A 22,541-nucleotide genomic window follows, 5' to 3' on the forward strand; every position below is an offset into this window, starting at 1 on the left:
GCCGGACCCTGGTGTCCTGTCCGTGGCATTCGCTGGATTTCCAGCGAATGCCACGGACAAGCAGGCCACTGAAACCAAAAGGCCAGTGGCCCGAGAACGAAGTCCGCAGGACTTCGGAAGCGGGACACTAGCCACCCCCTCCTGACAGGGTTATGTCAGGAGCCGTCGCGCCTCGGAGGACCGCCATGCGCCGCGCCGACCGCCTGTTCGACATCATCCAGACGCTGCGCGTCGCGCCGCGGCCGGTGACGGCGCGCGCCCTGGCGGAACGGCTGGAGGTGGCGGAGCGGACCATCTACCGGGACATCGCTACGCTGCAGGCCCGCCGCGTGCCCATCGAGGGCGCCGCCGGCCTCGGCTACGTGCTGCGCCCGGGCTTCGAGCTGCCGCCGCTGATGTTCAGCGCGGAGGAGATCGATGCCATCGCCCTCGGCGCCCGGATGGTGCGGCAGGCGGGCGATGCCGGCCTCGCCCGGGCGGCGGCAGGGGTGCTGGCCAAGCTGGCGACGGCGCTGCCGGAGAGCCTTAGGCGGGACATGCTGGAAGCGCCCTTCTGGGTCGCCACCGGCAGCGCTGCGGTGCCGCAGGGCATCGACCTGAGCCTGCTGCGCCAGGCGATCCGGGAGCGGCGGAAGCTGCACCTGGACTATGCGGATGCCGAGGGGCGGCGGACGCAGCGCGTCATCTGGCCCATCGCCATGGCCTATTACGAGGATGCCACCCTGCTCGGCGCCTGGTGCGAGAAGCGGCAGGATTACCGGCATTTCCGGACGGAACGGGTGCTAGCCTCAGCGGTGCTGGAGGAGCGCTTCGCGCTGCCGGCGGAGGCGCTGCACCGCGCCTGGTTCGTGCAGGGGGATTGACCCCTAGAGCAGATCGGTTGAGGTCGAATCGACCGAAACCGATCACGCTCTAGCAGGCTGCTGCACCTGGCGCGGCGTCCGGAACGGCACGGCGGCGGATCAGGCAGGCGCCGGTCACCGCCCCCAGGCGCCTCAGCCCGGGACCTCGCCGGCCAGCCGGGGGTTTCGCCAGGCCTGCAGGCCATCCACGGTGGTGAGCGCCTCCAGCGCCGTGCCGGCGCGCCACTGCATGACCGCCGGCTTCTCCGCCTCCAGCACCCAGCCGGCATCGTGGAAGAGGCGCATCACCTCGCCATCCAGGGCGCGGCTATGCGTGCCGATGACCACCCGCCGCACGCACTCCTCCATCGCCTTGATGCCGGCGCGGCACACCTCCGCCTCGCCGCCTTGGATGTCGAGATGCACCAGGTCCCATTGCGGCTCGCGGCGCAGCAGCTCCTCGATGCCCAGCATCGGCAGGCGCCGGGTCGCGACATGCGCGATGCCGGCATAATCCACCAGCCCGGCCTCCAGCGGGCGGGCGCCGTAATGCTGCGCCGCCTCCGGCGCGACGCCCCATTCGACGGTGCCCGCCGCCTTCCCCACCGCGCCATGCAGCGCCACGTAGGACTCCGGCGCGATGCCATTGTCCCGCATATGCGTGTGCAGGAAGGCGCAGCGATCCGCATCGCCTTCCACCCCGTACAGGCGGAGCCGCCCGATGCCGCGCTGCCGTGCGGCGCAGGCGGTGATCGCCATCCAGGGGCCGTAGCCCGCGCCCAGCTCCAGCATCGCGTAGCGCCCGGGCGCGGCGGCGAGGACGCTGCGCAGCACGGCGATCCATTCCGCGGTCTCGCCCTGCAGGCTGCCGACCGGTTCCGGCCGGCCCTCGACCATGCCGCCGAAGGGCAGGGTGGAGCGGACGAAGGCGGTGCGCACCGAGACGCCGAGCCAATTGACGTAGCGGTCCGGCGGCGCGGTCCCCTGCCATGGCGTGAAGGCATCCAGGATCGCGCGATCGCCGGGGCCGTAGCCGGCGAAGACCTGATGCTCGTGCGGGCGGGGCGGCTGGCGAAGCTGAAACTCCCGGGAGTTCAGCAGCACCTCGCCCAGCGTCTTCACATCGGCGAGGCGCAGGTGGAAGTCGATCGCCGCCTGGCTCTCCGGCTCGCGGCCGAGGATCAGCGCATAGGCCGCGCGGACCAATTCGGGGGTGAGCGGCGTGCCGAGGCCCATGGCGGCAAGCGTGCCACTCATCCCCCGTGCCTCCGGCGGCACAACCCGGCGGCGGCACCGCGGCCGCGCGGCGGGCAGAGTCGGGCCGTGCCGGGCAGGGGTTCGAGCGCCTGGAGATGCCGCATTCCTGGGTTCCCGATGGGGTCGCGTTCCAGTCTGCGCAACAGCCTGATCAGAAACAAGCCTGGCCGGCCTTCATTGCAATGCGGCAGGCGCCGGGGCCTTTGCACCTTTGAGTTCGGCGTCTCGACCGTCGCGCCCGAACGCATGGTTTCCAAAGGGTAGGAGTTCGAGGAAGGGCAGAGCCCTTCCTCGACACCGGTGTCCCGATGCGGAAATCCGGCGACTTCGCGCGCCGTACACCGGAGCGGGATCGGTTGAGCTTCGCCCGCCCGATCCCGCGCTAAGCCCGGGCCAAAGCCACCCTCGGCCCGTCCTTCACCGGCAGATGCACCAGCGCCGCGAAGGCCGCCGCCGCGATGCAGATGGACCACATCAGGTCGTAGCTCCCGGTCCGGTCGAAGATCAGCCCGCCCAGCCAGGCCCCGGTGAACCCGCCGATCTGGTGCCCCAGGAACACCAGCCCGAAGATCGTCGCCAGCCAGCGCGTGCCGAAATTCCGCGCGCAGAGCGCCACCGTGGGCGGCACGGTGGACAGCCACAGCACCCCCATCACCGCCGAGAACAGCAGCACGGAGGCCGTGGTCTTCTCCACGAAGAGGAACACCGCCATGACGACGCCGCGCAGCGCATAGATCGCCACCAGCAGCCCGCGCCGCGACCAGCGCCCGGAAATCTCCCCCGCCCCCAGCGAGCCCACCACGTTGAACAGCCCGATCAGGCTGATCGCCCCTGCCCCCACCGCGGCCGGCAGGTGGCAGGAGGCGACAAAGCCCGGCAGGTGCACCCCCATGAAGGAGACATGCAGCCCGCACACCCAGAAGCCGAAGAACAGGAACCAGAAGGAGGGCGTGCGGAAGGCCCGGCCCAGCGCCTCCCGCGCCGTCTCCTCGGCCGGGGCGCCGGCGGCGCGGGGGGCGGGCGCGTCGTTCAGCGGCAAGGCGAGCGGGATCATGGCCAGCGCGGTCAACGCCACGATCACCAGCGCCGCCTGCCAGCCGAAGCCGGCGATCGCGACATGCGCCAGCGGCACCACCAGGAATTGCCCGAAGGAGGAGCCGGCGGTGCCGAGTCCGGTGGCGCGGCTGCGCAGCTTCTCCGGCAGCAGCCGCGTCAGGCTGGCCATGATGACCGGCATGCCGGCGGCGGACACGGCGGCACCCACCACCAGCCCGGCCAGCAGGGTGAAGACCAGCAGGCTGTCCGTCAGCGCCATGCCCAGCACGCCGGCGAATTGCAGCGCCGCGCCCAGCATCACCACCCGCCGGCCGCCGATGCAGTCCGCAAGCTGGCCCCAGAGCGGCTGGGTGAGGCCGTTCACCAGCACCTGCAGCGCGATGGCGAAGGAGAAATCCGCCGCGCCCCAGGCCTTGGCGGCGGTCATCGGCGCCAGGAACAGGCCGAAGCTCTGGCGCAGCCCCATGGCCAGCGCCGCGGCCATGACGCCGCAGGCCAGCAGCAGGCCGACCGATATGGCGGGGCCGGCCCCCCGGCCCGCCCCTCCGCTCCCCGCCGGGGGCGGCGTTGCCGCCCCGCTTGTACCCGCCATGCCGCGCTTCCTCCGCCTTTCGCCGGCAGGCGACCGCCCGGCCCGCCAGCCGGCGGGCCTGACGGAGCGGCCGCCACCGGCGCGAATGATCTCCAGGGTGGCTTGTGTCCCATTCCGGCGGGCGCCGTTACAAGCCTTGCCGCCGCATGGCGGCCCGGGGAAGGCATGCGGCAAGCGCGGGGCAATGGGCCGTGAATTGCCTCGTGAATTGCCTCCCTGCCCCTGGTGTGCCAAGCCGCGCCGGGCTGCAGGGGATGCAAGGATGCTGCGACGCCTTTACGATTTGGTCCTGCGGCTGGCCGGGCACCCCAGGGCGCCCTCCTGGCTGGCCGTGGTGAGTTTCGCGGAAAGCAGCGTCTTCCCCATCCCGCCCGACGCCATGCTGATCCCGATGTGCCTGGCGAAGCCGGACCGCGCCTATCGCTATGCGCTGATCTGCACCATCGCCTCGGTGCTGGGCGGCATCCTCGGCTATGCCATCGGCTATTTCCTGTTCGAGGCGCTGGCCGAGCCGGTGCTGCGCGCCTATGGCCATGCCGATGCGCTGATCCGCTTCCAGGGCTGGTATGACCGCTGGGGGGCGCTGGTCATCCTCATCAAGGGGCTGACGCCGATCCCCTACAAGATCGTGACCATCGCCTCCGGCGCGGCGCTGTTCAGTTTTCCCATCTTCCTCGCCGCCAGCATCGTGACGCGGGGGGCGCGGTTCTTCCTGCTGGCCTGGCTGCTGCGCCGCTTCGGCCCGCCGATCCAGGGCTTCATCGAGCAGCGGCTGACGTTGGTGACGACGGCTGCCGCGGCCGGCATCGTGCTGGGCTTCCTCGCGCTGCGCTACGTCTGATCATTCCCCACGAAACCGCTGCGCGGCTTCGTGGGGGCCCCGGAGTCGCTGGGGGCCTGAGGCCTCGCACAGCCTGCCGCCGCGGCAGGGCAGCGGGTAGGGACGGCGAAGGCACGCGTTCGCCACGCTCCCCATGGCAGGGGAGCCCATGCCATAAAGCAGCCACGGCCGAAGTAAGGCAGAGGCGGCCGAAGGGAGCCCGTCGGCACGGCGCCTTCTTCGCATCCCGGCATGGAGGATTGCCAGGCAGCGGGGCATGGGCGGAGGCAGCCAGAGGGGACGCCCCTCAGGACGCCGCCCTATTCTGCCCCCGCGGCAGCGGCCATTCCAGGATGCTCGGCCGGCCTTCCGGCCGGATCTCCCGCGCCGTCCAGTCGAACAGCACGGCATTGTACCCCTCGAATCGCGTGCTGCAGTAGAGGATGCCGCGGAAGCCCGCCGCCCGCGCCGCATCGGCGACGAAGCGCGGGACGAAATATTCCGGCTTCCAGGGGCTGCCCGGATCGGGCCGCAGCCGGTCCATCACCGCATTCAACCCGGCGGTCAGCAGCACGCCGCCGCGCCCGGGGCGGGCGCCGGTGACGCCCGCCAGGTCCAGCAGCCCCCGCATCTGGCGGGCGCGGAAATCCTGCACCCAGAGGATGCAGCGCGGCTGCGGCGCGGTCTCCGCACAGGCGCCGTGCACCGTGGAGGCGAGGTAGAAGACGCTCTGGCCATGATGGTTGAAGCGGCCTTCGGTCCAATTCGCCGGGGGCGGGCCCATCTCCGCCGCGGTGTGGCGTTCCGGCCCGCTCGGCAGCCGGGCGCGGTGCCAGAGCGCGTCCTTGAGAATCAGCTTCGGCGCCCGCCGGACCGCCGCCAGGATGCGCCGCCCCACCGGATGGTCCAGGCCGAGATAGGGGTAGCGCGCGAGATGTGCGCCGAACGCCTCCATCTCCCGCGTTGCATCCGCTGCCTTCGCCATGCCGGCGGAAGCGCCGCCGCCACGCCGCGGTTCGTCGCAGGCCGCAAGATTGCCGCCCGCGCCGCCCGTTGCCCTGCCGCACAAGGCAACCGCGAATGGCCGAGCATGGCCGGCCGGCCGACGCGGCAGGATCGGCCGGGGCGCCCGTCAGGAGCCCTTTTCGGGAAATTGCCGCATGCGGCCCTGCCCTGCCGCGGCCTCCCGCTTCAGGCCGGGCGAGCCCTCCGGCCCCAAGCGCCTCCCGCGGCACCGTGCAGCATGCGCGTGGAGATCAATCCCGCCAGGGATGCTGTTGCCACAGCTTGCCGTAATGGTCCCGCATGGCGACCAGCTCCGCCCGGTACTCGTCCGGGCCGAGCAGCCGCAGCGGCAGGGCAAGCTGGGTCGCGACGGCCTGCCATTCCGGATCCTCCGCCGCCTGGCGCGCAGCACTCACCAGCTTCTCCAGCACCGGCCGCGGCAGGCCGGCCGGCGCCGCCAGGCCGCGCATGGAGCCCTCGACCACGTCGAAACCCTGTTCGCGGAAGGTCGGCACATCCGCCATCACCGGCCAGCGGCTGGTGCCCATCTGGCCGATCGGGCGGAACATCCCCTGGCGGTAATCGCCGATCGCCTCCCCCATATTCGTCACCGCCAGCTCGATCTGCTTGGAGAGCGTCGCGGTCCGCACCGGCGCGCCGCCGGCGAAGGGCACGTGCAGCAGCTTGATGTCCGCCACCCGCTCCAGCGCCAGCATGGCGAGATGGTCGTCCGAGCCGATGCCGGAGGTGCCGTAGCTGATCTGCCCCGGCCGCTTCTTCGCCTCTGCCACCAGGTCGGGGACGGTCCTGATCGGGCTGTCCGGCAGCACCCAGACGGCGCCGGGATCATCCACGATGTTCAGCACCGGGGCGAAATCATCCAGCCGGAAGCGGGCCTGCGGCCGCTCGATGGGGATGGTGACGATGGTCGGCGTGTTGATGAAGCCGATGGTGTAGCCATCCGGCTTGCTGCGGGCGAGCTCGGTGAAGCCGATCTCCCCGGCGGCGCCCGGCCGGTTCGTCACCACGATGGGCTGGCCGAGATATTTCTCCATGATCTTCGCCAGGGGCCGGGCGGCGACATCCGTGCCGCCGCCGGCCGGGAAGGCCAGCACCATGTTCAGCGGGTGGTCCGGGTAGGCCGCCCCCTGGGCCCGGACGGAGCGGATGCCGGGAGCGGCAAGCGGCGCGGCGGCGAGGCCGGCCAGAATCGTGCGGCGGCGCATGGCCACCAGGGGGCGGCGGGGCATGGGTGGTCCTCCCGGAACGGCCGCACGGTGCGGGCGGCCTTGGCCGGGATCGGACCACAGCGGCGGCGGCGGGGCAACCGTCCCGTCAGCCAGGGCGGGCGATGAACCCGGTCTTCTCCCCGCGGCGGAAGCCGGCGCCTTCGTAGAAGCGGAAGGTCGAGTCCTGCTTCGAGCCGGTGAGGAGCATCGCCTTGTAGCAGCCCGCCTGCCAGGCGGCGGCGAGCGCCGCCGCCAGCACCGCGCGGCCAATGCCCTGGCGGCGGTGATCCGCATGGGTCACCACATTCTCGACGAAGGCGTAGGGGCGGGTGCCGCGCGTCAGGTTCGGCACCTGGATTAGGGTGCAGGTCGCCACCGCCTCGCCCCCGCGCTCCGCCAGGAAGACGGTGAGGCCCGGCATCGCCAGCATGGCCTGCCAGGCGGCGGCGGTGAGCTCCGGCGGCGGCGTCGGATCCTCGTGGTTCAGGTGGCGGTAGAGCGCCAGCAGGGCGGGGAGGTCATCGGCGGCGGCAGCGCGGATGCGCAGATCGGTCATGGGGCGGGCCTGGGCATGGTTCCGCGAGGATGGCACAGGATCGCGCACCGGGCCTGCGCGGATCACGCGCTTCGCCTGTGCGGCCGCGCGAGATTGCGCCGCGGCGGAACGGCCCGTCGCTGGCACGGTTCCTGCCTGCCCATGCCGGGACCACCGGAGGAGAGGGCGATGCGGGAGTGGGTGAAGCGCCTGCTGGCGGGCGCGATGCTGGCGGGCGGCCTGGCCGCCGCGGCGCAGGCCGGCACCACGCTGGACGCGGTGCGGCGCAATGGCGTCGTCTCCTGCGGCGTCTCCACCGGGCTGGCCGGCATGTCCCAGCCCGATGCGAACGGCGTCTGGCGCGGCTTCGACACCGATATCTGCCGCGCCGTCGCGACGGCGGTGTTCGGTGATGCGTCCAAGGTGCGCTTCGTCGGCACCACCACGGCGACGCGCTTCACCGCGCTGCAATCGGGCGAGATCGACATGCTCTCCCGCACCACCGCGCTGACCGTGGCGCGGGACAGCCAGATGGGGCTGACCATCACCGTGCCGCATTTCTTCACCGGCCAGGGCATCCTGGTGCATAAGCGGCTGAACATCACCAGCGCGGCGCAGCTCGACGGCGCCACCTTCTGCGCGACGCTGGCCAGCGAGATCGAGCGGAACCTGGCGGATTGGGCGCGGCAGAAGAACATCCGCATCACCACCGTGCCCTTCGACACGCCGCCGAGCATCCTGGCGGCGTTCCAGGCCGGCCGGTGCGACGCGATCAGCAACGACATGATCAACCTCTCCGGCAACCGCGCCGCCTCCCCCACCCCGGACGAGCTGGTCCTGCTGCCGGAGCTGGTGTTCAAGGAGCCGCATGGGGTGCTGGTGCGGAATGGCGACCCGGAATGGGCGGCACTGACGCGCTGGGCGGTGTTCGCGCTGATCCAGGCGGAGGAGATGGGGCTGACCAGCGCCAATGTGGGGCAGATTCGCGCCACGACGCAGGACCCGAAGATCCGCCGCTTCCTTGGCCTGACGGAGAATGTCGGCACCGGCTGGGGGCTGCCGGCCGCTTGGGCCTATGAGGTGGTGCTGCAGGTGGGCAATTACGCCGAGGTGTTCGAGCGCGGCCCGGGCAAGGTGCTGGGCATGGAGCGCGGGCCCAACCGGCTGTGGACCGAGGGCGGGATGCTGATGTCCTGGCTGTGGCAATAGGCCTTGAACTCGCAGGCGAAGCTTCGAAACGCTGCGCAACCTTGGCCCCGGAGGTCACCCCCGCGCCGTGATCACCGACCGCGCCAACCGCACCAGGGCCGCCGGGGCGGCATTTGCCCCCTCATGCCGCCCGCCGTGCCTTGCTTCGCGTCACGCCGCCGATGCGCATGGCTGATCGCGACGCGCCTTTCCTCGATTCTTTTCGGACTTCCGCGCGATGCCGAGGGACTTTTTCTGCAGCCTGCTAGAGCGGTTTCACGCTGACTGTGCAGCGCGAAACCTCTCTAGCTTATGGATTGTAGAGCAGATTCACGCCTCCGGGCGATGCCGCCCTCCGGCGATCTGCTCTAGCTTATGGATTGTAGAGCAGATTCACGCCTCCGGGCGATGCCGCCCTCCGGCGATCTGCTCTAGCGCCCGCGCGTAGCGGCCCATGCCTTTCTCAAAAGGACAATTCGGTCGTCCTGTTGTGCCACGGCGGGCCCGGCCGGGCCGGGGGCGACGTCGCCCCATCGCCGCACCGGTCCGCTGTCGAGGTGGACGAAGCTGTGCCGCCCGTAGACGCCCACGCCGCCGCGCCGCAATGCCAGGGCGGCGTCCCCGAAGCCGGCCAGCTGCGCCGTCGGAACATACACATCGAGCGCGCCTGCCCGCAGATGCTGGCTGTCGCCGGCGCCGTGGACGGCGGCATTGGTCTCCGGCGTGCGGTAGCCGGACAGCACGACCAGCTCATCGCCACCGAGCCTGGTCTGGCGGGCCACTTCCCACAGGATGTCGATCGCCCTTGGGTCAAATGGCCGCACGGCGCCGGTGCGGGTATCGGCCAGGACGATGGAAAGCTCGGCCATGGCGACCGGATCGGCTGCCCTCCCGTCATGGTAGGGTCCGGAGAAGCGGGCACCCGTTGCCGCGTGCCGCAACTGCAGGCGCCTCGACATCGGGCCGGCCGGGCGACGCCCATCCCGCCTGTCAGGGGCCGCATGAGCCGCAGGTATGATGGTCGCAGCCAGGGCCGGGATGGCGGCACCAAGCAACAGGATGCGTCGGTTCATCGCCATTGCTGCTAGTCGGTCGCGGTACGCGGCGGAACCCAACCTCGCGCGATCTCGGCATACCGTGATTCACAATCCACTTTGGATCGCGCTTTCGCGTGCTGCCCTCAACCGCAGGGCGGCAGGCCGACAAGGCACCTGCCCCATCATCCCGACTCGCCGCGGCACCGGACGGCCTGCTTCCCCGGGCGCCCCCGACGCTGCCGCACTCGCATCGGGCACTGCTTCGGCAAGCTCAAGCGCGTCAGGCGCGCCGCCTTCCGATGCGGGAAACCGCCCGGACCTACGCTGCCTTCATCACGCCCGCCGGCGCCCTGCTCTGGACCGGATCCGTCCACACCACCCAGCAGCTCGGGGCAAGCGCCAGCTCTCGCGTGAGGCCCCTCAGCGCGGCGGCGCTACGCCTCGAACCCCGCCACCGCCAGGATCGTGGCCAGGCTCGCCGCCATGCCGCGCAGGCACTCGCCCTTCTCCACGTCGATCCACTCCTCCAGCGAATGCGCCCGCCCGCCGCGCCCGCCACTGCCGATGCGCAGCGCCGGAATGCCGAGACTCATCGGGATGTTCGCATCGGTGGAGGAGCTTTCGAACACCGGGATATAGCCCTCCGCCGCCACCGCCGCGGCGGCAAGCTGCGCCATCGTCGAATCCCGCGGCGTCGCCCCGGCCGGCCGGTCGCCGATCGGGGCGATCTCCACCGTCACGGCCCCCTCCCGCGTCGAGCGCGCCGCGTTCTCGGCCGCCACCGCCGCCGCCACGCCGTCCAGGAACTCGCCCTCCAGCCGCGCCAGCTCGGCGGCGGACTCGCTGCGCAGATCCACCTCCATCCAGACCGCGTTCGGGATGGCGTTCACCGAGGTGCCGCCGCCGAGGACGCTGACGCAATGCGTCGTCTTCGGCGCGCCCGGCGCCGCCAGCCCGGCCAGCGCCAGGCTGGCCCGCGCCATGGCATAGGCCGGGTTCACCAGGCCGAAAGCGCCGAAGCTGTGCCCGCCCGGCCCGCGGAACACCACGCGGAACCGCTTGCTGCCGACGCCGCCGGTGACGATGCGGTCCACCTCCGGGCTGTCCACGGTGAAGAAGGCGTCGATCCGGTCGCGGTGCCGCCCCTCCTGGAAGAAATGCCGCACGCCACGCAAATCGCCCAGCCCCTCCTCCCCCACATCGCCGAGGAAGAGCAGGTCGCAGCGCGTCACGATGCCGGCCGCATCCATGGCCCGCAGGAAGGCGAGGTTGACGGCCAGGCTCCGCGTATCGTCGCCGATGCCGGGGGCGAAGAGCTTCGTCCCCTGCCGCCGCACGCGCACATCCGTGCCCTCGGGGAAGACGGTGTCCAGATGCGCGGCCACCACCACGGTCCGGCCATTGCCGCTGCCCCGCCGGCGGCCCATCACATTGCCGACGGCATCCTGCTCCACCTCCGCCAGCCCATGCGCCCGCAGCATCTCCAGATAGGCGCTGGCGCGCGCCGCCTCCTGGAAGGGCGGGCTGGGGATTTCGGTCAGGCGGATGGTGTCCTCGACGGTGCGCTCATGCTCCGCCGCCAGCACCTCCAGCGCCGCCCGGAACCGGGGATGGGCGCGGATGCGGGCGATGGTCTCGGCGGCGTCCTGCATGCGGCCTCCGCACCCCGGCGCGCAGCAGGTCGTGCCAGGGCGCCATTCAGGGTTCCTCAATCGACATAGCCTATCCCTCCCACCACTGACAGGGAAAGGCGGCAAAAATGCGCATCAGAACGCTCTTCGGCGCGGCCATGGCCGCGATCGCCATCGTCGGGCTTGCCGTCGGCGGCGGCATCGCGCTGCAGCAATGGCAGCGCGGCGCCGCGGCGCGGGAGGCGGCGCAGCTCACCCGTGCGGCGAAGGACCTGCTGCGGCTGATCGAAACCCTGGTGATCGAGCGCGGCAATTACGTCATCCGCGTCGCCGTGCCCACGCCCGCCGAGCCCGAGGTGATCGAGCGGCTGCAAGGCATCCAGCGGCAGACCGATGCGGCCCTGGCGGCGGTGCTGGAGGGGCTGCGGCAGAGCGGAGAGGAAAGCCTCGCCGCGCATCGCGCGCCGCTGGCCGGCCTTGCCGGGGAGCTCGCCACGCTGCGCCGGGACGTCATGGCCGCCATCCGCCTGCCCTGGGCGGAGCGCGCCGGCAGCCTCCAGGTGCGGCCGGCGCGGGAGATGAATGCGATGCTCGGCAAGGTGGTGGCGGCGCTGGATGCCGGCCACCGCACCATCGCGGCGCAGACCGGGGAGCTGGACGCGATGCTGCGCATCGCCCGCAGCACCTGGGAGATGCGGGAGGCGGCGAGCCGCCGCATCCTGCCGATTTCCACCGCCCTCTCCTCCCGCCGCGCGATGACGCCGGCGGAGCTGGAAAGCGTCGCCGCTGCCAGCGGCGGCACGCTTGGCGCCTGGCGCTCGATTCGCGAGATGATCGGCGTCGCCGGTCGCCCGCCCCGCCTGGCGGCGGCCGAAACCGAGGTGCAGCGCCGCTATTTCGAGGCAACGGAGGCGCAGCTCCGTACCCTGCTGGAGGCCGGGCGCGCGGGCAGCACCTACCCGATGACCCCGGCGGAATTCACCGGCTTCGCCACCCCCTCGATGCAGGAGCTGCTGCGGGTGCGCGACGCCGCGCTGGAGGAGGCGCTGGACCGGGCGACGGCCATGGCAGGCGCGGCGCAGGGCTGGTTCCTGCTCGCCCTGCTCGGCACGCTCGGCCTCGCCGCTTTGCTCTGCGGCCTGACCCTGCTGCTGGCGCGGCGGGTGGTGGCGCCGGTCGCGACGCTGACCGCGACGGTGGAGACCCTGGCCCGCGGCGAGCACGGCATCACCGTGCCGCACCAGGCCCGCGGCGATGAGATCGGCAGCATGGCCAAGGCGGTGGAGGTGCTGCGCGCCGGCGCCGCCGAGGCCGCTGCGCTCGCCGCGCGCGTCGCCGCCGAGCAGGCGGAAAAGGTGGCGCGGGCGGAGAAGCTGCGGGCCGAAATCCACCGCTTCGAGACCGAGATGGCGGAAGGGCTGGGGCATTTCGTCGCCGCCGCGGCGCCGCTGGAAAACACCGCGGACGCGCTGGCCGGCGCGGCGGAGACCGCACGCAACCAGGCCCAGGCCATGTCCGGCGCGGCCGGCAGCGCCTCGGCCAATGTGCAGACCGTCGCCGCCTCGGCGGAGGAGCTGGCGGCGAGCATCGCCGAGGTGGCGCGGCAGATCACCGACAGCGCCCGCGTCGCCCGCCGCGCCGCGGAGGATGCGGCGGCGACCGATGCCGCGGTGACGGGGCTGAGCGACACGGCGCAGCGGATCGGCGAGGTGGTGGGGCTGATCTCCTCCATCGCCGGCCAGACCAACCTGCTGGCGCTGAATGCCACCATCGAATCGGCGCGGGCGGGGGAGGCCGGCAAGGGCTTCGCCGTCGTCGCGGGAGAGGTGAAGGCGCTGGCGGCGCAGACCGCCAGGGCGACGGAGCAGATCGGCGCGCAGATCGCCGCCATGCAGGCAGAAACCGGCCGGGCGGTGGAAGCGATCCGCGGCATCGCCCGCACCATCGAGGAGCTGAACGGCATCTCCGCCCAGGTGGCGGCGGCGGCGGAGGAGCAGGCGGCGGCGACGCAGGAGATCGGCCGCGCCGTGGCCCAGGCGGCGGCGGGGACCGAGGAGGTCAGCCGGCAGACGATGGGCGTGCTGGAAGGGGCGGAAAAGGCGGGCGCCGCGACGGTGGAGCTGCGCCAGGCCTCGGGCGGGCTGACGCGGCAGGCGGATGTGCTGCGGGGGACGGTGGATGGGTTTTTGGCGGTGGTGCGCGCGGCTTAGCTCGAGGGGGACGCCGCCCCCCTCGAGCTCCCTCTGCCAAAGGCCGAAGGGCCTTTGGAAACCTCGAGTTTGGCGTCTCGCCCGTCGCGCCTGGAATTCATGGGTTCAAACGGCCCTTCGGGCATCCAACGTTGAGGAAGGACAGAGCCCTTCCTCAACCCTCCCCCTGCAAGGCAGCCCGGAACTCATCCAGCACCCGCAGCCGCCCGCCCGGCTGCTCCACATGCCAGAAGGCCCAGCCATTGCAGCTCGGCGCCTCCTGCACCAAAGCGCCGACCTGGTGGATGGACCCCTGTGCCCGGCCGCAGCGGATGGAGCCATCCGCCGCCACCACCGCCTGCCAGCGCCGGCCGCGATCCACCAGCACTGTCCCGGCCGGCACCAGCCCGCGCTCCACCAGGTGCCCGAAGGGGATGCGCTTCTGCTCGCGCTTGCCGGCGGTGACCAGGGCGGCGGACTCCGAAAGCGGCTCGACGGAAGCGATCCGGGCCTTCGCCGCCGCGGCATAGGCGGGGTCCCGTTCCAGCCCGATATAGCGGCGCCCCAGCCGCCGCGCGACGGCGGCCGTGGTCCCGGTGCCGAGGAAGGGGTCCAGCACCACCTCCCCCGGCTGGGTGCAGCTCAATATCACCCGGTGCAGCAGCGCCTCCGGCTTCTGCGTCGGGTGCAGCTTCGCCCCTTTCTCATCGCGCAGCCTTTCGGCGCCGGTGCAGAGCGGGATGAACCAGTCGCTCCGCATCTGCACCTCCTCGTTCAGCGACTTCATGGCGGCGTAATTGAAGCGGTAGCGGCTCTCGGCGCCATGGGCGGCCCAGATCAGCGTCTCATGCGCGTTGGTGAAGCGGCGGCCGCGGAAATTCGGCATCGGGTTCGCCTTGCGCCAGATGACGTCGTTCAGCACCCAGAAGCCGAGATCCTGCAGCGCCGTGCCCAGGCGGAAGATGTTGTGGTAGCTGCCGATGACCCAGATGGTGCCGTCCTTGCGCAGCACCCGGCGCGCCTCCCCCAGCCAGTCCCGGGTGAAGCTGTCATAGGTGGCGAGGTCGGCGAAGCGGTCCCAGGCCTCGTCCACGCCATCCACCAGGCTGTCATCCGGCCGGCGGAGATCGCCCTTGAGCTGGAGGTTGTAGGGCGGGTCGGCGAAGATGGCGTGCACCGAGGCCGGCGGCAATTGCCGCATCAACTCGACGCAATCCCCGACCAGCACCTGGTCGAGGAGCAGCTCCGGCCCCGTCCCCAAGCCATCCCCCATGCGGCACCACGCCCCCGCGACGCGGCGGCCCCAAGGCGGCCACGATGGCGGGCGGGGGAGTCGCGGTCAACTGCGGGATGCCGGCCGGCCTAAGAGCCTGCCGCAAAAGGGCCTGCGGCGTGTCCTGGCGGGTCTTTTCCCCCCTGGCGTCATGCGCCAGCCTGCTGGTCGCATGACGTCGGCGAACTTGCCGACGCAACCAGCATTGGCCGCGTTGTGGCGGCCGTGCCGCGACCCTGGCCAGGATGCAAATCCCTCGCCAATCCATCGCCGGAACCCGCTTGCGACAGGCTCCGACTCTGGTTCCGCAGCCCCGCGGACTTCGCCCCTGGCCCGCCATGCCCGCCGGGCCGCGCTCTTCGCCGGCGAACGCCGCGGGCAGGAAGCCCTGGCCGCCGGTCCACGCCGACGGCAGTGCGGATCAGCAGCCAGCCGGGTCTTTCGCGGCGGGTGAGTCGCACCGCCAGGCGCTCCGCCCTTCGGCGATCGCGCGCTACCCCAGCGTGATCTTCGCCTCGCGCACCACCTCGCCCCAGCGGCGATACTCGGTGGCCATGAAGTCGGCGAATTCCGCGGCGCCGAGCGGCGCCGGCTGGATGGAGAAGCTCTGCAGCCGCTCCTTCACCTCCGGCGTCCCGAAGCCTTCCAGGATGGCCTCGGCGACGCGCTGGAGGATCGGCGCCGGGGTGCCGGCGGGGGCCTGCACGCCCCACCAGATCATGGCGGCGAAGCCGGGCATGTTGGCGGCCTCCGCCACGGTCGGGATCTCGGGCGCGGAGTACCAGCGCTCGGCGCTGGTCACCGCCAGGACCTTCAGCTTCCCCTCCCGCGCCTGGGGCAGGTAGGCGGGCAGGTTGTCGTGCACCACGTCGAGGCGGCCGGCGAGCAGGTCGGTCATCATCGGCGCGGTGCCGCGATAGGGGATGTGCTGCAGGGAAAGCCCGGCGGCGCGGTTGATGGATTCGCCGATCAGGTGGCCGGAGGTGCCGTTGCCCGGGCTGCCCATGGTCAGCGCGCCGGGGCGGGACCGGATGAGGTCGAAGGCCTCCTGCAGCGTGTTCACCGGCAGGTCGGCGCGCACCGCGATGCAATTCGGCGTGTGGCAGGTGCGGGCGACCGGCGCCAGATCCTTCACCGGGTCATAGCCCAGGCCGGTGTAAAGGTGCGGGCCCATCACCGCGGCGCTGATGGTGGTGATCAGCAGGGTGTAGCCGTCCGGGGCGGATTTCGCGACCGCCTCGGCACCGATATTGCCGCCGGCGCCACCGCGGTTTTCCGCCACCACCGGCTGGCCGATGCGGGCGCCGATGACGGCCGCGGTGGTGCGGCCCACCGCATCCGTGGAGGCGCCGGGCGGGAAGGGGATGACCATGCGCACCGGCCGGTTCGGCCAGGGGCCGCTCTGCGCCAGGGCGGGGGTGGCGAGCAGCGGCAATGTCGCAAGCAAGGCACGGCGAGTGGTGGTCATCTGGTCCTCGGCTACCGTTTTGCAGTGCAGCACAGCAAGCGGCGTGCCTGAGGGCAAGAGAGAGCGCGCAGAAAAACGTGGTTTACGGGATAATAATCATCGAAAATCGTGTTTCGCGGCGCCGGCGGCCTGGGCGCGGGCGACGGCAAAGGCTTCCCGCTTCGGGACGCGGTCGCTCGATCGCCGGACCGAAAGCGTGATCACGGGGCCGGACAAGGCGCCGGCAGCCGGGGTGCGAGCAACGGCAAAGGCTTCCCGCCCCGGAGCGCGAACACCCGAGTTCCCCACCGCAAGCCTGCTCGCATGCGCGGGCGCGGAGGCCTCCGGCTCAGCAACACCGCCGCCCGGGCCGGCCCGACCGCACAGCGCAGATCACGCGACCGAAAGAAGGGCCCGGGGGCCGGATACCTGGTATCCCGCTTCCGCAGTCCTGCGGACTTCGTTCCCAGGCCACCAGCTTGTGCCTTCAATGGCCTGCTTGGCCGCTGCGTTCGCTGGACATCCAGCGAACGCAGCGGGCAGGACACCAGAGCATCTTCGCTCTAGTCGAACCAGACCGGGTTGGACCAGGCCTGCCGCCCCGCCGCATCCGCCACCACGATGCGGGCGAAGCCGCCGGGGCGCAGCTTTTCCAGCTTCAGCGTCGCCTCCCGCTGCCCCGGTGTCACGGATTGCACGGCACGGGAGCCGCGGCCGAGCGCCATGATGCTGGCAGCCTCCGAACACCGGATGGTGACGCTCTCCGCCCCCCATTCGATGTGCTCGATGCGCGGCCCCTGGGTGGCGTAGAAGGCGCCGGCCTGCAGCGCCGCCAGCAGCGCCGCCGGCTCATTCGCCGCGGCCTTCACCATCAGCCAGCCGCCGAAGGCGTCGTCGCAGGCGAAATGCGCGTCATCCACCGCCAGGATGGTCACCCGCCGCCCCTCGGCCAGGAGCTGGTCCACCAGATAGGTGCCGTCGCCACGCGCCGTGCGCAGGGCGGAGGTGTGGTTGTAGATCTCCACCGCCCGGGCCCCGGGCAGGCTGTCGGCATCCGCCGTCGTCAGCGCGTACCAGCCGGGATGCGGGATGGCGACGAAGGCGCCGGCCGCCACCGCCCGCGCCGCCAGCGCCGGGCCGGTTTCCGCCGCGCCGGTCGGCGCGAAATCGAAGGGCAGGCCCACCGCCAGGATGTGCCACAGCTCGCCAAGGCCGGTGGCCGGGGCGTGCAGCTCCGCGCCGATCAGGGTGGTGAAGCCGGGGGTGCGGAAGGGACGGGTATCGGTGATGGGGAAGCCGTATTTCGCCATGAAATGGTCGGTCAGGGCGAGGAAGTCGTAGCCCGCTTCCCGATAGGCGGCGCAGACCTCCTCCGGCCCGCGCACCCCGTCCGAGCGGGTGGAATGGGTGTGGATATTGCCCTTCCAGAAGCGGCCGGGCGTGGCGAAGGCGGGATCCTGCGGCATGGCGGCAGGTGTAGGCCGGTCCCGGCCAGGGGGGAACCGGCGGCGTCCGGCCACCCCGCATTTCCCCGCCCCACGGAAGGGGTCTAGAAGACCCGCATGACCTGTCCGGAGAGAAGCATGCGGCGTTGGGTGATGCTCCTGATCCTTGGCCTGCCGCTTTCGGCCACCTTGGATGCTGGGGCGCAACCGCGCCCGGGGGATGCTGGGGCGCAACCGCGCCCGGGGGATGCTGGGGCGCAACCGCGCCCGGGGGATGCCGGGGCGCAACCGCGCCCGGGGGATGCCGGGGCGCAACCGCGCCCGGGCCCGCCGCATGAATGGAGCTTCGGCGCCTGGACCGGCGGCATCTTCCCCGCCGCCGACAACGACACCCCCGCCTGCTTCGGCAGCCCAGTGGTGATCTTCACCCGCGACGTGGTGATGCGGGCGACGCCGCTGGACGTCGCCTACCGCCAGCGCAACATCGAGACGGTGGCCGCCACGCCCGATGGCGGGCTGGAATTCCGCTTCACCCCCGCGGCGCCGGTGATGAGCGCCATGGGCCCCCGCCCCGCCAATGATGCCAGCTTCGGCTGCGAGGGCGGGCCGAACGTGCTGCGCGTGGAACGCCGCGGGCCGGATGAGATCGTCTTCCCGAATTGCCGAGACTTCCCCTCCCCGCTCAAGCGCTGCGTGACGAAGTAGGGGCTGCCGCCATGCGCATCGCGCTGATCCACGCCCTCCGCCACTCCCCGCCGCCGATCGAGGCGGCCTTCGCCCGGGCCTGGCCGGAGGCGGCGCTGATGAACCTGCTGGACACCAGCCTTTCCGCCGATCTGGCCAAGGCAGGGAAGCTGGATGCGCGGATGACGGAGCGCTTCCTGACCCTGGCCCGCTATGCGACGGGAACGGGGGCGCAAGGGATTCTCTTCACCTGCTCCGCCTTCGGCCCCTGCATCGAGGCGGTGGCGGAAGCCCATGCCCCGCTGCCGGTGCTGAAGCCGAATGAGGCGATGATCGAGGAGGCCTGCGCCGCCGGGACGCGGATCGGGCTGCTGGCCACCTTTGCCCCGACGCTGGACAGCATGCCGCCGGAATTCCCGGAAGGGGTGACGGTGGTGCCGAAGCTGGCGGAAGGGGCGCTGGCGGCGCTCGATGCCGGCGATGCGGCGGCGCATGACCGGCTGGCGGCGGAGGCGGCGACATCGCTGGCGGATTGCGACGTGATCGCGCTGGCGCAGTTCAGCCTGGCCCGGGCGGCGAAGCTGGTGGCGGAGGCGACGGGGAAGCCGGTCTTCACCACGCCGGACAGCGCGGTTAGGAAGCTGAGGCGGTTGCTGGGGGCGTAGGTGTTGGGGGCTTCGTCCCCAAGCCCCCGGCAGAGGGCGCTGCCCTCTGCACTCCCGCCGGGGGGAAGGCTTCCCCCCGGACCCCGCCGCGAGTCGGCAGGTTCAACCAGCAAACTCACACCGGGGTCCGGGGACCGGTCCGGTCCCCGGCGGGGTCCAGGGGCGGAGCCCCTGGCACTACAGCGCCGCGGCGGCCTTCAGCACCTCGCCCGCATGCGCGGCCGGCTTCACCTTGCGCCAGATCTTCACCAGCGTCCCATCCGCCCCGACCAGGAAGCTGCTGCGCTCCATTCCCATGTACTTCCTCCCGTACATGGATTTCTCCACCCAGGTCCCGTAGGCCTCCGCCACCTTATGGTCCACATCGGAGGCCAGCGGGAATTCCAGCCCGAATTTCTGCGCGAATTTCTCGATGGGCGGCAGCTTGTCCGGGCTGACGCCAATCACCGTCAGCCCCAGCTTGCCGAGCTGCGGCAGGGCTTCCTGAATGCCGCAGGCCTGCTGGGTGCAGCCGGGCGTATCCGCCTTCGGGTAGAAATACAGCAGAAAGGGCCTGCCCTTCAGCGCCTCCAGGCTCACCTGCCGCCCGCCGCTGGCCGGCATGGAGAAATCCGGCGCCGGCGCGCCCTCGGCCAATTCCGTCCCGCTCATTCCGTCCCCCATCCCGTCACGGCCCGGCGCGGTCCCGCGCTTCCGCCAGCGGCCCCACCCGGCGCTCGAAGATCGCCCGAACCTCGGCCGCCATCTCCCGCATCTGGCCGCGCAGCGCGGGCAGGTCAACCGCCGGCGCGGGCAGCAGCAGCGCCACGGCGCGCAGCATCGCCTCGGCCGCCGGGGCGGGCAGGCTGGCCTCCTTCGTCTTCCCCACCGTCAGCCGCACCATGCCGATGACGGTGCGCCACAGCCGGTCGGCGGCGATCAGCGCTTCCGTCTCCGCCGCCGGCAGCAGCCCGGCCTTGCCCAGCCGGGCCAGCGCCACCCGCGTGGTGGTCGCCAGCACCTCCGGCCGCGCCGGCCCGTGGCGGAGCTGCAGCGCCTGGGCGATGAACTCCACCTCGATCAGCCCGCCCGGCATCGCCTTCACATCCCAGGGGCCCTCGGCCGGCAGCTCCCGCAGCATGCGCGCCCGCATGGCGGCGGCATCCGCCAGGGCCGGCTCCGCCGCGCCGGGCTTCAGCATGGCCGCGCGCAGCGCCTCCGCCACCCGGCGTTTCAGGGCCGGCGGCCCGGCGATCGGCCGCGCCCGGGTCAGCGCCATGCGCTCCCAGGTCCAGGCATTCTCCCGGTGGTACTGCTCGAAGGCGGAGAGGCGGATCGCGACCGGGCCTTTGTTGCCCGAAGGCCGCAGCCGCATATCCACCTCCCACAGCCGCCCCTCCGCCCCCGGGGCGGTGATGGCGGCGACGATCTGCGGCGCCAGCCGGATGAAGTATTCGGAGGGCGCCAGGGACCGCCTGCCGCCCGTGCTCTCCACCGCCTCCGGGTCATGGTCGTAGAGCAGCACCAAATCGAGGTCGGAGCCCGGCAGCATCTCCCGCCCGCCGAGCTTGCCCATGGCCAGCACCGCCATGGCGCCGCCCGCCACCCGGCCGAAGCGCTCGGCGAAATCCGCGGCGATGCGCGGCAGCAGCGCAGAAATGGCGGAGTCCGCCAGGTCCGAGCGCAGCTCCCCGGCCAGGTCGGCGTCCAGCGCGCCCTCGAAGGCGGCGGCGTCGATCTCGAATTTCCGCTCGGTGGCGAGGCGGCGGGCGGCTTCCAGCGCCTCCTCGAAATGCCGCGCATCCTTCACCAAAGCAGGCAGGGCGGCGCTGGGATCGGCGCCCTCCGGCGCCAAGGTCCCGGCCAGCAGCCCGTCCAGCGCCGCGGCGTTGCGCGCCAGATGGTCAGCAAGCTGCGGCGCCGCGCCGAGGATGCCGGCCAGCCTATCCAGCATGGCGGGATTCCGGTGCAGCAGGGAGAGCATCTGCACCCCCGCCGGCAGGCGGGCCAGCACCCGGTCGAAGCGTACCAGCGCCTGGTCCGGATGGCTCTGCCGGCCGAAGGCGGCGAGCAGCGTCGGCATCAGCTCCGTCAGCAGCTCCCGCGCCCTTGCGCTGCGGGTGGCCCGCGGCCGCCCATGGTGCCAGCCGCGGACCAGCGCGGCGATGGAGGGCGAATCGGCGAAGCCCAGCCGCTTCAGCGTCGCCAGCGTCTCCGGGTCATCCTCCACGCCGGTGAAGACGAGGTTGCCGCCATTCCCCCCACCTTCCTCGGACAGCGCCGGCGCCGCCTCGAAGAATTTCCCGTAGTGCCGCTCCACCCGCTGGAGATGGCTGAGGAAGGCGGCGGCGAATTCATCCGTGCTGGCGAAGCCCATGAAGGCGGCGATGCGGGCCAGCCCCGCTTCATCCTCCGGCAGCCGGTGGGTCTGCCGGTCGTTCACCATCTGCAGCCGGTGCTCCAGGTCGCGCAGGAAGAGGTAGGCATCCGCCAGATCCGCCGCCGCCCGCCGGTCCAGCTTGCCCGCACCGGCCAGCGCCGCCAGGGCGCCCAAGGTCGTCGGGTCGCGCAGCGCCGGGTCCCGCCCGCCCCAGATCAATTGCAGCACCTGGGCGGTGAACTCGATCTCGCGGATGCCGCCCCGCCCCAGCTTCACATCATGCCCGGCCAGCGCCACCGTGGCGCCCGCGCCCCTCGCGGCCTTGTGCACATGGATCTGCCGCTTGATGGAATGGATGTCGGCGACGGCGGCGAAGTCCAGATGACGGCGCCAGACGAAGGGCCGGATCTCGCGCAGGAAATGCTCGCCCAGCGCGCGGTCCCCGGCGACCGGCCGCGCCTTGATCATCGCCGCGCGTTCCCAATTCTGCCCCATGCTCTCGTAATAGGTGATGGCGGCGTTGAGCGAGACCGCGAGCGGCGTCGCCGCCGGATCGGGGCGCAGCCGCAGATCGGTGCGGAAGACGTAGCCATCCGCCGTCCGCTCCTCCAGCAGCCGCACGAGATCGCGGGCGAGGCGGACATAGGCGGCGCCCGCCCGGTCGCTGTGATAGGCTGCCGCCTCCGGGTCATAGAGCACCATGAGGTCGACATCCGAGGAATAGTTCAGCTCCCTGCCGCCCAGCTTGCCCATGCCGAGAATGGCGAGGCCGCTGCCCTTGCCGATGGCCCGGGCATCGCCGTTGCGGCCGCGGGAGATCCGCAGCTCGCCCCGTTCCGCCGCGGCAAGCAGCAGATGACCGGCGGCGAAATCGATGGCCTGCTCCGCCAGCTCGGAGAGCGCCCCCGTCACCCGTTCCAGCGCCCATTGCCCGGTGAGGTCGGCGACCGCGACGATCAGCGCGCCCTGCCGCTTGGCCTGGCGCAGCAGCGCCGCCACGGCCTCCCGCCCCGCCCCGGGATCGGCCCGGCCCAGCGGGTCCAGCGCCAGGGCGAAGGTCTCGTCCGGCCCGCGCTCCGCCAGGCGCAGCAGGGTGGCGGATTCCCGCACCGCGAGATCGGAGAGATAGGGGCTGTTGCCGCCCAGCCGGGCGAGCAGCGCCGTCCCCTCCGCAGTGGCGGCATAGGCGCGGCAGGCAGCGTCGCGCTCGGCGAAGCGTTCCAGCAGGCGGTCGACGGCGTCGGAATCGAAGGGGCGCGGCAGGCGCCCGGACGGGATGGACATACC

The 22,541-nt window shown here is 72.0% G+C and carries 18 protein-coding genes; 6 read left to right on the forward strand and 12 right to left on the reverse strand.

Going from position 1 to position 22,541, the window contains the following annotated elements:
• The first annotated feature begins 185 nt into the window (after nt 1-185).
• Nucleotides 186-863, forward strand: coding sequence for a helix-turn-helix transcriptional regulator (locus E5N76_RS17395; protein WP_187830228.1), 678 nt, complete (start codon nt 186-188; stop codon nt 861-863).
• A 132-nt stretch (nt 864-995) separates the two neighbouring features.
• Here the strand turns inward: E5N76_RS17395 and E5N76_RS17400 are convergent, their stop codons facing one another.
• Both E5N76_RS17400 and E5N76_RS17405 read right to left on the reverse strand, forming a co-directional pair.
• Nucleotides 996-2,099: a class I SAM-dependent methyltransferase gene (locus E5N76_RS17400; protein WP_149538597.1), complete on the reverse strand. Its 1,104-nt coding sequence runs from the start codon at nt 2,097-2,099 to the stop codon at nt 996-998.
• 382 nt (nt 2,100-2,481) lie between these two features.
• Nucleotides 2,482-3,747 carry an MFS transporter gene (locus E5N76_RS17405; RefSeq protein WP_149538598.1) on the reverse strand — a complete coding sequence of 422 codons (1,266 nt, stop codon included), beginning with the start codon at nt 3,745-3,747 and terminating at the stop codon, nt 2,482-2,484.
• Nucleotides 3,748-4,009: 262 nt separating this feature from the next.
• On the opposite strand from E5N76_RS17405, the gene E5N76_RS17410 reads away from it, so the two are divergent.
• The gene (locus E5N76_RS17410; protein WP_149538599.1) at nt 4,010-4,588 is read left to right on the forward strand and encodes a YqaA family protein; all 579 of its coding nucleotides are present in this window, start codon (nt 4,010-4,012) and stop codon (nt 4,586-4,588) included.
• Between the two features lie 286 nt (nt 4,589-4,874).
• Here the strand turns inward: E5N76_RS17410 and E5N76_RS17415 are convergent, their stop codons facing one another.
• The 3 genes from E5N76_RS17415 to E5N76_RS17425 form a co-directional block, all read right to left on the reverse strand.
• Nucleotides 4,875-5,552 carry an RES family NAD+ phosphorylase gene (locus tag E5N76_RS17415; protein ID WP_149538600.1) on the reverse strand — a complete coding sequence of 226 codons (678 nt, stop codon included), beginning with the start codon at nt 5,550-5,552 and terminating at the stop codon, nt 4,875-4,877.
• A 271-nt stretch (nt 5,553-5,823) separates the two neighbouring features.
• A complete protein-coding gene (locus tag E5N76_RS17420; RefSeq protein WP_207792010.1) occupies nt 5,824-6,822 on the reverse strand; it encodes a tripartite tricarboxylate transporter substrate binding protein in 999 nt (332 codons plus the stop codon).
• Between the two features lie 85 nt (nt 6,823-6,907).
• The gene (locus E5N76_RS17425; protein WP_149538601.1) at nt 6,908-7,357 is read right to left on the reverse strand and encodes a GNAT family N-acetyltransferase; all 450 of its coding nucleotides are present in this window, start codon (nt 7,355-7,357) and stop codon (nt 6,908-6,910) included.
• Nucleotides 7,358-7,498: 141 nt separating this feature from the next.
• On the opposite strand from E5N76_RS17425, the gene E5N76_RS17430 reads away from it, so the two are divergent.
• The gene (locus E5N76_RS17430) at nt 7,499-8,545 is read left to right on the forward strand and encodes an amino acid ABC transporter substrate-binding protein (protein ID WP_235907747.1); all 1,047 of its coding nucleotides are present in this window, start codon (nt 7,499-7,501) and stop codon (nt 8,543-8,545) included.
• A 410-nt stretch (nt 8,546-8,955) separates the two neighbouring features.
• Here the strand turns inward: E5N76_RS17430 and E5N76_RS17435 are convergent, their stop codons facing one another.
• Both E5N76_RS17435 and E5N76_RS17440 read right to left on the reverse strand, forming a co-directional pair.
• A complete protein-coding gene (locus tag E5N76_RS17435; RefSeq protein ID WP_187830229.1) occupies nt 8,956-9,597 on the reverse strand; it encodes a YcbK family protein in 642 nt (213 codons plus the stop codon).
• A 398-nt stretch (nt 9,598-9,995) separates the two neighbouring features.
• Complete coding sequence (locus E5N76_RS17440) at nt 9,996-11,213, reverse strand: M20/M25/M40 family metallo-hydrolase (protein WP_149538604.1); 1,218 nt, start codon at nt 11,211-11,213, stop codon at nt 9,996-9,998.
• Nucleotides 11,214-11,320: 107 nt separating this feature from the next.
• Here E5N76_RS17440 and E5N76_RS17445 point away from each other — a divergent pair, with 107 nt between their 5' ends.
• The gene (locus E5N76_RS17445; RefSeq protein ID WP_149538605.1) at nt 11,321-13,402 is read left to right on the forward strand and encodes a methyl-accepting chemotaxis protein; all 2,082 of its coding nucleotides are present in this window, start codon (nt 11,321-11,323) and stop codon (nt 13,400-13,402) included.
• Between the two features lie 154 nt (nt 13,403-13,556).
• Here E5N76_RS17445 and E5N76_RS17450 read toward each other — a convergent pair whose 3' ends face one another.
• The 3 genes from E5N76_RS17450 to E5N76_RS17460 form a co-directional block, all read right to left on the reverse strand.
• Entirely contained in the window at nt 13,557-14,654 is a 1,098-nt protein-coding gene (locus E5N76_RS17450) for a site-specific DNA-methyltransferase (protein WP_149538606.1), read from the reverse strand.
• A gap of 493 nt (nt 14,655-15,147) precedes the next feature.
• On the reverse strand, nt 15,148-16,122 hold the full coding sequence (locus tag E5N76_RS17455; protein WP_149538607.1) for a Bug family tripartite tricarboxylate transporter substrate binding protein: 975 nt from the start codon (nt 16,120-16,122) through the stop codon (nt 15,148-15,150).
• 542 nt (nt 16,123-16,664) lie between these two features.
• A complete protein-coding gene (locus E5N76_RS17460; RefSeq protein ID WP_149538608.1) occupies nt 16,665-17,567 on the reverse strand; it encodes a PHP domain-containing protein in 903 nt (300 codons plus the stop codon).
• A 132-nt stretch (nt 17,568-17,699) separates the two neighbouring features.
• Between E5N76_RS17460 and E5N76_RS29580 the strand changes: the two genes are divergently transcribed.
• Nucleotides 17,700-18,251 carry a hypothetical protein gene (locus E5N76_RS29580; RefSeq protein ID WP_187830230.1) on the forward strand — a complete coding sequence of 184 codons (552 nt, stop codon included), beginning with the start codon at nt 17,700-17,702 and terminating at the stop codon, nt 18,249-18,251.
• An 11-nt stretch (nt 18,252-18,262) separates the two neighbouring features.
• Entirely contained in the window at nt 18,263-18,895 is a 633-nt protein-coding gene (locus E5N76_RS17470) for an aspartate/glutamate racemase family protein (protein WP_149538610.1), read from the forward strand.
• A gap of 177 nt (nt 18,896-19,072) precedes the next feature.
• On the opposite strand, the gene bcp is transcribed toward E5N76_RS17470, so the two are convergent.
• A complete protein-coding gene (gene bcp / locus E5N76_RS17475) occupies nt 19,073-19,546 on the reverse strand; it encodes a thioredoxin-dependent thiol peroxidase (RefSeq protein WP_149538611.1) in 474 nt (157 codons plus the stop codon).
• 16 nt (nt 19,547-19,562) lie between these two features.
• Nucleotides 19,563-22,538: a bifunctional [glutamine synthetase] adenylyltransferase/[glutamine synthetase]-adenylyl-L-tyrosine phosphorylase gene (locus E5N76_RS17480; RefSeq protein WP_149538612.1), complete on the reverse strand. Its 2,976-nt coding sequence runs from the start codon at nt 22,536-22,538 to the stop codon at nt 19,563-19,565.
• Nucleotides 22,539-22,541: the final 3 nt, after the last annotated feature.

The organism is Siccirubricoccus phaeus, from assembly GCF_008360935.1.
In the GTDB taxonomy this organism is placed as follows: domain Bacteria; phylum Pseudomonadota; class Alphaproteobacteria; order Acetobacterales; family Acetobacteraceae; genus Siccirubricoccus; species Siccirubricoccus phaeus.